The organism is Myxococcota bacterium, from assembly GCA_041389495.1.
In the GTDB taxonomy this organism is placed as follows: domain Bacteria; phylum Myxococcota_A; class UBA9160; order UBA9160; family UBA4427; genus JAWKRT01.
On the sequence record JAWKRT010000001.1, the window covers coordinates 31074 to 45221 of the forward strand.

Here is a 14148-nt window from a genome sequence, read left to right on the forward strand (position 1 = left end):
GGCTAGACGAGCCCGTAGGCGAGCATCGCGTCGGCCACCTTGCGGAAGCCCGCGACGTTCGCGCCGCGCGCGTAGTCGACGGGCGCGGACGCGTCGCGCGGCTGCCCCATCGTCACGCACTGCTCGTGGATGTGCTTCATGATGCGGCGCAGCTCGAGGTCGACCTCCTCGCGCGTCCACGTCGTGCGCAGCATGTTCTGCGTCTGCTCGAGGCCGGAGACGGCGACGCCGCCCGCGTTCGCGGCCTTTCCGGGCGCGAACGCGACGCGCGCGTCGCGCAGCACGGAGACGGCCGCCGGCGTCGTCGGCATGTTGGCGCCCTCGATGACGGCGATGGCGCCGTTCGACGCGAGCGCGCGCGCGTCGTCCTCGTCGAGCTCGTTCTGCGTCGCGCACGGGAAGGCGAGCTGGCACGGCACGCGCCACGGACGCTCGCCCTCGTGGAACTCGGCGCCGAACTCCTTCGCGTACTCCGAGATGCGCCCGCGGCGCCGCGTCTTGAGGTCGATCACGAAGCCGAGCTTCTCCTCGTCGAAGCCGTCGGCGTCGTACACGTAGCCCGACGAGTCCGACATCGTGACGACCTTCGCGCCGAGCTGCATCAGCTTCTCGGCCGCGTACTGCGCGACGTTCCCCGAGCCCGAGATCGCGCAGACCTTGTCGGCGAGGCCGTCGCGGCGCGCCGCGAGCATGTTCTCGGCGAAGTAGACGGCGCCGTAGCCCGTCGCCTCGGTGCGCACGAGGCTGCCGCCGAACGCGAGCCCCTTGCCGGTGATCGCGCCCGTGAAGCGGTTCGAGAGACGCTTGTACTGCCCGAACAGGAAGGAGATCTCGCGCGCGCCGACGCCGATGTCGCCGGCCGGCACGTCGGTCGTCGCGCCGACGTGGCGGAAGAGCTCGGTCATGAACGCCTGGCAGAAGCGCATGACCTCGCGGTCGCTCCTGCCCTTCGGGTCGAAGTCCGAGCCGCCCTTCCCGCCGCCCATCGGGAGCGTCGTGAGCGAGTTCTTGAACGTCTGCTCGAAGGCGAGGAACTTGAGCACGCTCTGCGTGACGCTCGGGTGGAAGCGCAGGCCGCCCTTGTACGGGCCGATCGCGTTGCTCCACTGCACGCGGTAGCCGCGGTTCACGTGCGCGCGGCCCTCGTCGTCCTCCCACGTGACGCGGAACGAGATGACGCGGTCGGGCTCGGTGAGGCGTTCGAGGATGGCGTCGCGGTCGTACTCGCGATGCGCCTCGAGGAACGGCACGACGTCCGACATCACCTCGTGCACGGCCTGGTGGAACTCGGTCTCGCCGGGGTTGCGCGCCGCGACCTCGCGCATCAGGGATTCGAGCGCACCGCTCTCCGGCATCGCGCCTCCTAGTCCTCGTGCGCGCGCAGCCTGGCGAGCACGCTGTAGTCCTCGAGCGTCGTCGTGTCGCCGACGGTCTCCTTGCCGGCGGCGATGTCGCGCAGCAGCCGGCGCATGATCTTGCCGGAGCGCGTCTTGGGCAGCGCCTCGGTGAAGCGGATCTCGGAGGGGCGCGCGATCGCGCCGATCTCCTTCGTCACGTGCTTGCGCAGGTCGGCGGCGAGCGCATCGTCGGCGTGCGTGCCGCCGATCGGGGTGACGAAGGCCACGATCGCCGTCCCCGTGATGTCGTCGGGTCGTCCGACGACGGCGGCCTCGGCGACCACGTCGTGCGACACGAGTGCGCTCTCGACCTCCATCGTTCCGATGCGGTGCCCCGACACGTTCATCACGTCGTCGACGCGCCCCATCACCCAGAAGTAGCCGTCGCCGTCGCGGTGCGCGCCGTCGCCCGCGAAGTAGGTGTTCTCGAACTTCGACCAGTAGGTCTCGCGGAAGCGCGCCGGGTCGCCCCAGATGCCGCGCAGCATGCCGGGCCACGGCTTGCGCAGGACGAGCAGGCCGCCGCCGGGCGGCTTCGCGACCTTGCCGTCCTCGCCGAGCACCTCGGGGTGGATGCCGGGGAACGGCAGCGTGCACGAGCCCGGCTTGGTGCCGACGGCGCCGGGGAGCGGCGAGATCATGATCCCGCCCGTCTCCGTCTGCCACCACGTGTCGACGATCGGGCAGCGCTTGCCGCCGATGACCTCGTGGTACCAGATCCACGCCTCGGGGTTGATCGGCTCGCCGACCGTGCCGAGCAGGCGCAGCGACGACAGGTCGTGCTTCTTCGGGAGCGAGTCGCCGAGGCGGATGAACGTGCGGATCGCCGTCGGCGCCGTGTAGAAGACGTTCACGCGCCAGCGCTCGATGATGTCCCACCAGCGGTCGGGCGCCGGGTGCGTCGGCGTGCCCTCGTACATCAGCGTCGTCGCGCCGTTCGCGAGCGGCCCGTACACGACGTAGCTGTGCCCGGTGATCCAGCCGATGTCGGCCGTGCACCAGTACACGTCGCTGTCCCGGATGTCGAAGATCGCCTTGTGCGTGGTCGCGACGTGCGTGAGGTAGCCGCCCGTCGTGTGCAGGATGCCCTTCGGCTTCCCCGTCGTGCCGCTCGTGTACAGGATGAAGAGCGGGTGCTCGGCGTCGAGCTTCGCGGGCTTGCAGTCGGCCGACGCCTCGGCCATCAGGTCGTGCCACCACAGGTCGCGCCCCGCCTTCATCGCCGTGCCGCTCTTCGTGCGCTGCACGACGATGACGCGCTCGACGCACGACGCGCCGTCGACCGCCGCGTCGACGGCGGGCTTGAGCGGGAAGGGCTCGCCCTTGCGGAAGCCGCCGTCGGCCGTGACGACGACCTTCGCGCCCGCGTCCTCGATGCGGTCGCGCAGCGCCTCGGCCGAGAAGCCGCCGAACACGATCGAGTGCGGCGCGCCGATGCGCGTGCAGGCGAGCATCGCGATCGCGAGCTCGGGGATCATCGGCATGTAGAGCGCGACGCGGTCGCCCTTCGCGACGCCCTGCGCCTTCAGCACGTTCGCGAACTTGCACACCTCGCGGTGGAGCTCGCCGTACGTGAGGACGCGCGTGTCGCCCGGCTCGCCCTCCCAGACGATCGCGGCCTTGTTGCGCCGCCACGCGCCCGGCCCCTCGACGTGCCGGTCGAGGCAGTTGTACGAGACGTTGAGCTTCCCGCCGACGAACCACTTCGCGAAGGGCGGCTTCCAGTCGAGCACCTTCTTCCAGGGCGAGAACCAGGAGACGTGCTCCTTCGCCATCTTCGCCCAGAAGCGCTGCGGGCTCTTCCCGAGCTCGCGGTACTCCGCGACCTGCTTGCGGCTCCAGCTCGCCTCCTTCGCGAACTCCTTCGACGGCTTGAAGACGCGCTTCTCCTTCAGCAGGGACTCGATGTCGGCCATGTCGTCGGTGTGCTCCCGTCCGCGGTTCGCGCGCTCTCGCCTAGCCTGCGATCCAGGCCTCGACCTCGTCGATGCGCTTCGGGATCGCGGTGTTGAGGTTCTCGCAGCCGTCCGCGGTCACGACGACGTCGTCCTCGATGCGCACGCCGATGCCGCGCAGGCTCTCCGGCGCGTTCGCGTCGTCCTTCGCCACGTAGAGCCCGGGCTCGACCGTGAACACCATCCCGGGCTCGAGCGGGCGCGCGTCGTCGCCCTTCGTGTACGAGCCCGCGTCGTGGACGTCGAGGCCGAGCCAGTGCGAGGTGTTGTGCATGTAGTAGGCGCGGTGCGCCTCCTTCGCGACGAGGTCGTCGACCGTGCCGTGCAGGAGGCCGAGCGACACCATCCCCTCGACGAGCGTGCGCACCGTCGCGCGGTGGATCTCGGGCAGCGTGGCGCCCGGCCGGCACAGTGCGAGCGCGGCGCGCTGCGCCTCGAGCACCACCTCGTACACGGCGCGGCACGGCGCCGAATAACGTCCGCCGACCGGGTACGTGCGCGTGACGTCGGAGGCGTAGCCCTCGAGCTCGCAGCCCGAGTCGACGAGCACCAGGTCGCCCGCGCGCAGGCGCGCGTCGTTGCGCACGTAGTGGAGGACGGTGGCGTTGGCGCCGCCGGCGACGATCGTGCCGTACGCCGGGCCCCAGCCGCCGCGCCGTCGATAGGTGTAGTCGAGCACGGCCTCGAGCTCGTACTCGAAGACGCCGTCGCGCGCGAGCCGCGCGGCCTCGCGGTGCGCCTCGGCGGTGATGGCCGCCGCGCGCCGCATGCGCGCGAGCTCGTCCTCGCTCTTGAACAGGCGAAGCTCGTGCACGAGCTCGCGCGGGTCGAGGATGCCGGGCGCCGCGACGACGCCCTGCCGCGAGCGGCGCCGCATCGAGTCGAGCGCGCCGACGACGAGCGCGTCGAGCTTCGCGTCGCGGCCGAGCTGGTGGTAGACGCGCTTCGCCTTCGCCAGGCACTTCGGGATCTCGTCCGCGAGCTCCGAGACGGGGAACGCCTCGTCGGCGCCGAAGTCGGCCTTCGCGCCCTCGACGCCCGGGCGGTAGCCCGTCCAGATCTCGGCCTCCTTCTCGCGCGCCTGCACGAAGAGCGTGAACGGCGGGCCGCCGTCGGTGCGCAGCACGGCGACGGCGTCGGGATGGTCGAAGCCCGTGAGGTACCAGAAGTCGCTGTCCTGGCGGAACGGGTACTCGGTGTCGTTCGCGCGCGTCGCGAGCCGCGCGCCGACGACGACGGCGACCGCGTCCCGGCCCATCGCGTCGAGGACGCGCTGTCGGCGTTCGGCGAACACGCGCGGAGTCTACACGCGCTATCGCGGCGGCGCGGCCGCCGCGCACTCGACGGCGACGGCGTCGTCGCACACGGTGGCGCAGAGGTCGCCGGCGGGCGTCGCCGCCGCTGCGTAGTAGAGCCCCGCGGCGCCGTCGCGCGCGCTCGCGTGACGCGGCATGCGGAGCGACTCGACGCGGCCTTCGCGGACGACGTGGACGATGCCCGACCAGCGCGTCACGAGCACGGCGCCGTCGCCCGCGAACGCGACGTCCTGCACGAAGTCGAGCGCGCGCGGGAAGTGCGCGTCGAGGAGCAGGCCGCGGCCCGGCGCGACGAGCGCGTGCGGATCCGCGCCGCCCGCGAGCTCGGCGAGGCGCAGCTCGTCGCCGACCACGACCGCCCCGACGCCGCGCGCGCCGACGCCCGCGCCGTCTCCCGCGCCTCTGCCCGCCTGCGGCGCGGGCGCGGGTGCGAAGCGCACGAACTGGAGCTCGACTTCGCGGCCTTCGGCGTCGGCCTCGATGCGCGCCCGTTCGCGTCCGTGCGCGTCGAGCACGATCGCGGGGTGGAGCGATGCGGGCGCGGGCGCGTCGTCGCGCCGCCGGACGAGGTCGGTCGCGATCCACCAGCGCGCGCCGCCCGGATCCCAGGCGATCGTCTTGGGTGCGACGACGAAGCCGTCGGGCGGCGCGAGCGGGGCCTCGAGCACGAGCGCGCCGTCGGGCGCGAACACGACGAGCGAGCCGGTCGCGTCCGGGTCGCCGCCCGTGCCGCCGTAGCGCGACACGCCGATGGCGCCGCCGGGCCCGAGCGCGAGCTCGTTCAGCCCGAGCCCGAGCGCGCCCAGGTGCACGACCGCGCCGCTCGCGGGCTCGACCCAGCCCGCCGGCTCGAAGAAGGTCGTGAAGTAGACGCGGCCGTTCGGGTGCGGGAGCACGTCCCACGTCCCGGCGCGCGCGCCGGCCGCGGCAGCGACGTCGAGCGGCGCGAGCATGCGCTCGCTCCGCAGGTCGAAGCGGCCGACGGCCTGCGGGCCGGGCGCGCGCAGGTCGCCCGACGGGTCGCCGCCCGCGTCGCGCATCGCGCTCCAGAACGGCGCCATCCCGAAGTAGAGGACGCCGTCGCGCGCCTCGCCGTACCAGGCGCAGTACCGCTCGCTCGCGCTCTCGAGGATGGAGGGCGGGAGGAAGTGGAAGGAGCGCCGCGCGGCCGGTGCGGGCTCGGGCGGCGTCGCGGCGTGCCCGGCGCAGCCGCCCGCCGCTCCGAGCAGGCCCAACCCGAGCGCGGCCGCGGCGGCCGCAGCGAGCGCGGCCCTGCCTGTCGCAGCGAGCGGGGCCCCGCCGGCCGCAGCGAGCGTCGCCGCGGCGGTCGCGGCGCGCGCCGTTGCCGCGCGGGCCGCGCGTGGGACCCGGAATGCGAACGCGATCGCGCCCGAGGTCGCCCCGCCCGCCATGACCGCGCCGCACCGCCGACCGGCCAGGGCGCCGCCGCGAGTGGCACCGCCGCCGGATGTGGCATCTATCCCAAACATACGATTCTGAACATGTTTCCGAGACAGGGTCGCCCCGCATCCGGAGGGTGCACTCGTCGTGGGTGCATCCGTGGTTGGCAGAGGACGGCGCCGGGCCGGGCCGCCGGACCGCGATGAATCGCGGACTTGGCCCGCGATCACCGCGCCCACGCCTTGGCACGCATCCTGCTCTAGCCCCCGACCGTCAGGAGATCTGATACGGCCGGGTCGGGGATTAAACGGGCGCGTTCCCCGGCCCGGTCGGTTTCCTGGCCGAGGACCCGAGACCCAAGGCGCTTTCCCCCAGATCGCATCCTTCCCTCTTCCTCGCCAGACAGATCTACCCGAACCACGGGCCCCGGCTGAAGGTCAGCCGGGGCCTTTTTCGTTCCGGGCGCGAGCGAGAGAGCGGATGCGAGTGCGCACGCCGCGCCGACTCAGCGCCGTTGCCGACGCCGCGACCGAGCCGCGAGCGCCGCGAGCCCGACGGCCGCGAGCGCGCCCGTGCCCGGCTCGGGGATGACGGCGACCCATGCCTCGGTGAAGCCACTCGGGTTGGTGCCGTAGCCGACGATCGTCCTTCCGTCGGCCGAGACTCCGTAGGCGTAGGAGAGGATCCAGCCCGCGAGATCGACGCCGAGTGAGCCGAGCACGACGTCGAGCTCTCGCATCCCGTCGCCGGCGGTCCACAGGAACGCCTCGTCTCCGGATGCGCTGCTGCCCTTGCCGACGATCGTCGCGCCATCGGCGGATACGCCATAGGCGACGCTGTCGAAGCTGCCGCCGGCGAGGTCGCCCAGGCCGACCATGCCGTCGGCCGTCGTCCAGCGGAACGCCTCGAGTCCGGATGCGCTCGTGCCCGCACCGACGATCGTGGAGCCATCGGCGGACACTCGGTTGGCAACGCTGAAGTAGTCCCCGCCGGCGAAATCACCGAGCCCGATCATGTCGTCGCCCTCGGTCCAGCGGAACGCCTCGATTCCGGATGCACTGGTGCCGTAGCCGACGACGGTGAGGCCATCGGCGGAGATGCCCGTGGCCAGGCTGTTGGAGCTCCCGCCGGCGAGGTCGCCGAGGCCGACCATGCCGCCGCTCGCCGTCCAGCGGTACGCCTCGGATCCGAACGGGCTGCTTCTGTACCCGACGATGCTGTTGCCATCGGCAGAGGCGTCGTTCGCGCTGGTACCGATGAAGAAGGTGGTGAGGCCGCCGAGCTCGACGATGCCTCCGCCCGCGGTCCAGCGGACCGCCTCGCCAGCGGACGCGCTGATGCTGTAGCCGACGATGGTCGAGCCATCGCCGGACACGCCGTAGGCGACGCTATGGGAGCGTCCGCCGGCGAGCTCGCCGAGCCCGACCATGCCACCGCCCGAAGTCCAGCGGAACGCCTCGAATCCAGATGCACTGGTGCCGTAGCCGACGACGCTGGAGCCGTCGGCGGACGCAGCGAGCGCAACGCTGTGGAAGGCCCCACCCGCGAAATCCCCGAGCCCCGTGAACGAGACTGCAGAACCCTCGTTAGGTGAGATGGAGAGACCGACGAGCACGCCGAGCAGCGGGAGCCGCGAGACGATGCGGCGCAGCGGGCACGAACGCGGCCGGAGCATCGAGGCCTCCCCTCCCGAGCAGCGAGCGAGGCCGAGGAGCACTCGCTCCTGGCGCGGGAAGGCTGCGACCGCGAGCCGCGAGCCGCGCGCGAAAGCGCGGCCGACGTTAGTCCGCCGCGCCGTCGTCCTCGGCGTCGCCCGCGCGGTCGGCGAGGACGCCGGCGACCTCGTCGCCGAACTCCTTCGCGAACCAGCCCTTGATCTCCTTGCGGCCGTCGAGGGCGGCGGCGGAATCGGGCGGGTCGATGGCCATGGCCTCGAGGGCGGAGTTCGGGCAGAGGACGCCGGGGTCGAGGCCGAGCTCGCCGGCGCGCGTCGTGCGCCAGCGCTTGAGGTGGGTGAGGCGGCGCTCGGCGCGGCGGTCCATGCGGCGGCGGCCGTTGCCCTCGAGCTTCGGGATGGGCCCGTGGCCCTCCTTCTTGCCCTCGCGCACGGCCTCGAGGAGGTCGCTGCCCATGCGGCGCACGATGAGCTCGGAGACGCCCTTGATCTCGGCGAGCGCGGCCTGCGTGCGCGGCTTCGCCTCGGCGATGTCGAGCAGCGTGCGGTTGCCGAGCACCTTGAAGGGCGGGCGGTCGATCTCTCTCGCGCGCTTGTCGCGCAGCAGATAGAGCTCGCGCAGCACGCCCAACGACTTCGGGTCGAGCTTCTTGGCGCCCTTGATGCGCAGGTAGCCGAGCTTGTCGAAGCCGCGGCTCGGCCACTGGCGCTTCGTGAGCGCTTCGAACTCGGCCTGCGCCCACTCGAGCCGCTTCGCCTTGCGCAGCTCCCTCTCGAGCTTGTCCGTCAGGCGGATGAGGTACTGCACGTCGGACGCGGCGTAGGTGAGCTGCTCGTCGGTGAGCGGGCGGCGCGACCAGTCGGAGCGCTGCTCGTCCTTCGGCAGCTTCACGCCGAAGTGGTGCTCGATCAGCGCCGAGAGCCCGACGGCCGGGTAGCCGAGCAGCTGCGCGCTCACCATCGTGTCGAACAGGTTCGCGAACTCGAAGCCGCAGTCGCGCTTCAGCACGTAGATGTCGTACTCGGCGGCGTGGAAGACGACGCGCACGTCGGGCGAGGCGAAGAGCGGCGCGAGCGGCGCCAGCTCCGACGGCCCGCCGAGCGCGAGCGGGTCGACGAGGTACGTGTTCTTCGCGGTGGCGATCTGGACGAGGCAGGTCTTGTCGAAGTAGTGGTAGAAGCTGTCGGCCTCGGTATCGACGGCGACGATCTTCTCTTTCAGGAGATCCTGAGCGAGAGCCTCGAGGTCGCTCTGCCGCTCGATGATCACGAAATCTGCCACCATGCCCTCGACTGGATCCAAGCCAGGATCCTTCTGCTCGAGCTCGAAGAAACCGCGGTCGGGCCCGGCGATGGAGGGAAGGCTCTCCGGGGCCCCGTCCGGCGTCGAGGAGGGCGTCGGCCGGACGCGCCGACTCTAGCCGACGCCCCATGCCCCCGAAACGGGCGAAGTCCGCCCCTATACTCGCCGGCCGTGCACGCGCTCGTGGAGGTCGACGGCAGCCCGCGCCCGGAGCAGGCGATCGAGCGGGCGGCCGAGCGGCTCGCCGGCCAGCTCGCTGGCAGCCCCGCCGATGGGCCTGCGGGCGCGCGGCCTTCGGGCGCCGCGCCGGGCTGCGACCTCGCCCTCCTCTTCGCGACCTCCTCCCACGGCGCGCTCGAGCGCGACGCGGCCGAGGCCCTCGGCCGTGCGCTCGGCGCGCGCGAGGTCGCGGCGGCACAGGTGGGCGGGCTGCTCGCCCCCGGCCACGAGCGGGTCGGCCTCCCGGGCGTCGGCATCGTCGCGCTTCGCGGCGGCTCGCGCGTCCACGCGGTCGACGACGCGCGCGGTCGCGAGGCCGAGGTCGGCGAGGAGCTCGCCCACGCGCTCGGCCCGTTCGACGCCGCGGGCCGCGACGCGCTGCTCGTCGTCGCCTGCGCCGGCGAGCTCGACGCGCGCGCGCTCGTGCGCGGCCTCGCGGCCTGCGCGCCGGCGCGTGTGTTAGGCGCGGGCGTCGAGGGGCCCGGCGGTGGCGCGGCCACCATCGTCGCGAACGGCGAGCGGGTGCGCGGCGGCGTGCTCGGGGTGCGCGTGCGCGGGGGTGCGCCGCCCGCCGTCGAGCTCGCGCCCGGCGTGCGGCTCGGCCCGCCGCTGCGCGTCGGGCGCGCGAGCGGCCACTGGGTGCACGAGCTCGAGGGCGCGAGCGCGCTCGAGGAGCTGCGCGACGCGGCGGGCGCGCTCTGGGACGACGAGCGCCGCGCGCTGCGCAGCGTGCTCGTCGCGCTCCCGCCGCCGCCGTGCGCGGACGCGGCGTGTGCTTCGCACGCGGCGCAAGCGGGCTCCGCGCTGGAGGCGGCCCCGCACCCGGCGCACGTCCGCGCCATCGTCGGCATCGACGCCGCGGCCGGCGCGATCGCGCTCCCCGAGCCCGTTCGCGAGGGCTCGCTCCTCGCCTTCGCGCACCGCGACGCGCTCGCCGCGCGGGACGCGCTCTCGGCCGCGGCCGAGCGCCTTCGCGAAGCGCCGCGCGCCGCGCCCGCGGCCCTCGGGCTCGCGCTGTCGTGCGCGCGCCGCGGCACCGCGCTCTTCGGCGAGGACGGGCTCGAGGCGGCCTACCTGGCGCGGGCGTTCGGCGCCGCGCCGTGGCTCGGGCTCGTCGGCGCGTGGCAGGTCGGGCCGGCGCCGTGCGGCGGGGCGGGCCCGGCGGCCGCTGCGCTCCATCCATCCTTGATGACGCACACGGGCGTCCTCGCCGCGCTCGGCGGCGCGGAGCCCGACCCCTTGCAGCCCGATGGCGGTCCGTGGTAGCTGTTGTTCCGGATATGAGACAGTAGTTCTGATATCCGGAACGAATTCGCCCGCAGCCCCCGGACCCTCGCATGGCCTCCCCTCCCGATCTCCGCGCCGACTCGCCGCTCGGCACCGTCGACAAGGCGATCGACATCCTCTTCCACCTGCACGCGCAGGGCGGCTCCACCGGCGTGAGCGCGATCGGGCGCGCGCTCGCGATGCCGAAGTCGAGCGTGCATCGCCTGCTCGGCGCGCTCCGCCACCGCGGCCTCGTCGAGCAGGACGAGCGCGGGCGCTACCGGCCGGGCATCGGGCTCCTCGCGCTCGGGCTCGGCGTGCTCGAGCGCGAGCCCGTCGTCGCCGCCGCGCGCCCCGTGCTCGAGCGCGAGGCCGAGGCGCTCGGCGAGACGCTCTTCCTCGTCGCCGCGCGCGCGGGCCGGCTCGTCGTGCTCGACAAGGTCGAGGGGACGGGCTTCCTGCGCGCCGCGCCGCGCGTCGGCCAGGCCGTGCCCGCGCACGCGACGGCCGTCGGCAAGCTCCAGCTCGCGTTCGCGCCCGACGCACTCGAGCCCGCCGAAGCGAACGCGGGCGCGAGCGCGCCGCCGCTCGAGGCCTTCACCGCCGCGACGCACGTCGACGCGCGCGCGCTCGCGCGGGAAGTCGAGCTCGCGCGCGAGCGCGGCTACGCGGCGAACGTCGACGAGTGGATCGCGGGCCTCTCCGTGATCGCGGCGCCCGTGCTGCGCGGCGGCCAGCTCGTCGCGCAGGTCGCGCTCGCCGCGTCGTCGCCGCGCGTCGCCGAGCTCGGCGTCGGCGCGCTCGGCGAGCGCGTGCGGAAGACGGCGGACGCGATCGCCGCGCGCCTCGAACTCGACCCCCGTCCGGCGGCGCGGGCCGCCGACGCGAACGGCGCGCGCCGCGCGCCGCCGGTGCCCCGCCGCGCGCGAAGCGCACCAGGAGACTCCCGATGAAGGATTCCCGATGAAGGTATGGATCGACGGACGCATCGTGGAGGCCGCCGACGCGCGCGTCTCCGTGACCGACCACGGCCTGCTCTACGGCGACGGCGTCTTCGAGGGCATGCGCGTCTACCACCGGCGCGTGTTCCGGCTGGCCGACCACCTGCGCCGCTTCCGCGCCGGCCTCGACGCGATCGGCCTCGCGCTGCCCGGCGGCATCGAGGGCGTCGAGAAGGCCGTGCTCGAGACGGCGCGCGCCTACGGCCGCGACGAGGCCTACCTGAGGCTCGTCGCGACGCGCGGCGCGGGCGGGCTCGGCGTCGACCCGACGCTATGCGAGCGCCCGACGCTCTTCTGCATCGCCGACGCCATCCGCCTCTACGACGCCGCGAAGCTCGCGCGCGGCATCGACCTCGTCACCGTGAGCGTGCGCCGCCCCGCGGCCGACGCGCTCGACCCGCGCGTCAAGAGCCTCAACTACCTCAACAGCGTGCTCGCGAAGCGCGAGGCGAGGCTTCGGGGCGCGGACGAGGGGCTCATCCTCAACGCGCAGGGCCTCGTCGCCGAGGCCGCCGTCGCGAACGTGTTCACCGTGCGCGACGGCGTGCTGACGACGCCGCCGCCGTCCGACGGCTGCCTCGAGGGCATCACGCGCGCGAGCGTCCTCGAGCTCGCCGCGCGCCTCGGCATCGCCGCCCGCGAGGCCTCACTCGGCCGCTTCGACCTGTTCGCCGCCGACGAGGTCTTCCTGACGGGAAGCGGCGCGCGCATCGTGCCCGTCGGCACGTTCGACGGCGCCGTCGTCGGCCTCGGCGGACGCGGCCCCGTCACGCAGCGCATCGACGACGCCTTCGGCCCCTACACGAAGGAGCGCGGCACGGCGTTCTGAGGGCGCGCGGCTATTCTCCGCCGGCCGCCGCCCCTTCCCTCGCGGTCGTGCCCGAACGGAGAACCTCGTGCGCTGGTCGAAGGCCTTCATTCCGACGCTTCGCGACGACCCGGCCGATGCGGAGGCGGCGAGCCACAAGCTGCTCGTGCGCGGCGGCTTCATCCGCCAGCTGATGGCGGGCTCGTACGCGCTGCTGCCGCTCGGCCAGCGCGTCGCGCGCAAGGTCGAGGCGATCGTGCGCAAGGAGATGGAGGCGATCGGCGCACAGGAGTTCGTGCTGCCGTGCCTGCAGCCGAGCGAGCCGTGGGAGCGCTCGGGGCGCTGGCAGACGATGGGCGAGGAGCTCTTCCGCCTGCGCGACCGCAAGGGCGCCGACCTCGCGCTCGGCATGACGCACGAGGAGATCTTCTCGGTGATCGCGAGCGAGCTGCGCTCGTACAAGCAGCTGCCGCAGGCCTGGTACCAGTTCCAGACGAAGTTCCGCGACGAGGCGCGTCCGAAGAGCGGGCTCCTGCGCGTGCGCGAGTTCACGATGAAGGACTCGTACTCGTTCGACCTCGACGAGGCCGGGCTCGACGCGTCGTTCGACCGCCACTTCGAGGCCTATCGCAAGATCTTCGCGCGGCTCGGGCTCGACGCGATCGCGGTCGAGGCGTCGTCGGGCAACATGGGCGGCAGCGACTCGATCGAGTTCATGGCGCGCAGCGACGCCGGCGAAGACTGGGTCGCCGTCTGCGCGAGCTGCGGGTATGCGGCGAACTTCGAGAAGGCGACGTCGAAGCTCGCGCCCGTCGAGGACGCGCCCGCGGCGAGCGCCGCACCCGAGAAGTTCCCGACGCCCGGCGTGCGCACGATCGACGACCTCGCGCGCATGCAGGGCGGCGCGCCGGCCGAGCGGCAGGTGAAGACGCTCGTGTACGTCGTCGACGGCAAGACGGTGCTCGTGCTGCTGCGCGGCGACCACCAGCTCGTCGAGCAGAAGCTGCGCGACCAGGTCGAGGCGAGCGAGCTGCGCCCGGCGACGGGCGACGAGATCGTCGCGGCGATGGGCGCGCACGCGGGCTCGCTCGGCGCGGTCGGCGTCGCGCACTTCGCGATCGCCGACGAGGCGCTGCGCGGACGCGCGAACATGGTGACGGGCGCGAACGAGGACGACTTCCACCTGCGCGGCGTCGACGTCGAGCGCGACATCGACGTGAAGGGCTGGCTCGACCTGCGCGAGGTGAAGGCGGGCGAGGCGTGCCCGATGTGCGAGAGCGCGCTCGGCGTCGCGAAGACCGTCGAGGTCGGGCACATCTTCAAGCTCGGCACGAAGTACGCGGAAGCGCTCGACGTGAAGGTCCTCGGCGAGGACGGCAAGCAGCGCACCGTGATCATGGGCTCGTACGGCATCGGCATCGGCCGCAACGTCGCGGCGGTCGTCGAGGCGCACCACGACGAGAAGGGCATCTGCTGGCCCGTGAACGTGGCGCCCTACGAAGTGGTCGTGAGCGTGCTCGACGCGAAGCAGGTCGAGCCGCTCGAGGCCGGCGAGCGCATCTACGAGAAGCTCCTCGCCGCCGGCATCGACGCGATCCTCGACGACCGCGACGAGCGGCCGGGCGTCAAGTTCAAGGACGCCGAGCTCGTCGGCATCCCGTTCCGCATCACGGTCGGCCCGAAGGGCCTCGCCGAGGGCAAGGTCGAGGTGGTGCGCCGCCGCGACGGCGAGACGTCGAAGCTCGACGTCGAGAAGGCCGCCGACCACGTCGCCGAGCTCGTGCTCGAGAGCCGGCGTTAGGCGGGG

The 14148-nt window shown here is 73.3% G+C and carries 10 protein-coding genes; 4 read left to right on the top strand and 6 right to left on the bottom strand.

Going from position 1 to position 14148, the window contains the following annotated elements; translation table 11 throughout:
- Positions 1–2: 2 nt before the first annotated feature.
- The 6 genes from gdhA to R3E88_00195 all read right to left on the bottom strand — a co-directional run bounded on the left by gdhA (position 3) and on the right by R3E88_00195 (position 9047).
- Complete coding sequence (gdhA, locus tag R3E88_00170; GenBank protein ID MEZ4214864.1) at positions 3–1355, bottom strand: NADP-specific glutamate dehydrogenase; 1353 nt, start codon at positions 1353–1355, stop codon at positions 3–5.
- An 8-nt stretch (positions 1356–1363) separates the two neighbouring features.
- Positions 1364–3313 carry an acetate--CoA ligase gene (gene acs / locus R3E88_00175; protein MEZ4214865.1) on the bottom strand — a complete coding sequence of 650 codons (1950 nt, stop codon included), beginning with the start codon at positions 3311–3313 and terminating at the stop codon, positions 1364–1366.
- A gap of 40 nt (positions 3314–3353) precedes the next feature.
- On the bottom strand, positions 3354–4646 hold the full coding sequence (gene pepP, locus R3E88_00180) for a Xaa-Pro aminopeptidase (protein ID MEZ4214866.1): 1293 nt from the start codon (positions 4644–4646) through the stop codon (positions 3354–3356).
- Positions 4647–4664: 18 nt separating this feature from the next.
- Positions 4665–5903, bottom strand: coding sequence for a hypothetical protein (locus R3E88_00185; GenBank protein ID MEZ4214867.1), 1239 nt, complete (start codon positions 5901–5903; stop codon positions 4665–4667).
- A 671-nt stretch (positions 5904–6574) separates the two neighbouring features.
- On the bottom strand, positions 6575–7744 hold the full coding sequence (locus tag R3E88_00190) for a PEP-CTERM sorting domain-containing protein (protein MEZ4214868.1): 1170 nt from the start codon (positions 7742–7744) through the stop codon (positions 6575–6577).
- A gap of 106 nt (positions 7745–7850) precedes the next feature.
- On the bottom strand, positions 7851–9047 hold the full coding sequence (locus tag R3E88_00195; protein MEZ4214869.1) for an HRDC domain-containing protein: 1197 nt from the start codon (positions 9045–9047) through the stop codon (positions 7851–7853).
- Between the two features lie 171 nt (positions 9048–9218).
- On the opposite strand from R3E88_00195, the gene R3E88_00200 reads away from it, so the two are divergent.
- From R3E88_00200 to R3E88_00215, 4 genes are all read left to right on the top strand, one after another.
- Entirely contained in the window at positions 9219–10532 is a 1314-nt protein-coding gene (locus R3E88_00200) for an FIST C-terminal domain-containing protein (GenBank protein ID MEZ4214870.1), read from the top strand.
- 71 nt (positions 10533–10603) lie between these two features.
- On the top strand, positions 10604–11485 hold the full coding sequence (locus R3E88_00205; GenBank protein MEZ4214871.1) for an IclR family transcriptional regulator: 882 nt from the start codon (positions 10604–10606) through the stop codon (positions 11483–11485).
- A 10-nt stretch (positions 11486–11495) separates the two neighbouring features.
- Entirely contained in the window at positions 11496–12362 is an 867-nt protein-coding gene (gene ilvE / locus R3E88_00210) for a branched-chain-amino-acid transaminase (protein ID MEZ4214872.1), read from the top strand.
- A 67-nt stretch (positions 12363–12429) separates the two neighbouring features.
- Positions 12430–14142 carry a proline--tRNA ligase gene (locus R3E88_00215; GenBank protein MEZ4214873.1) on the top strand — a complete coding sequence of 571 codons (1713 nt, stop codon included), beginning with the start codon at positions 12430–12432 and terminating at the stop codon, positions 14140–14142.
- Positions 14143–14148 lie beyond the last annotated feature (6 nt).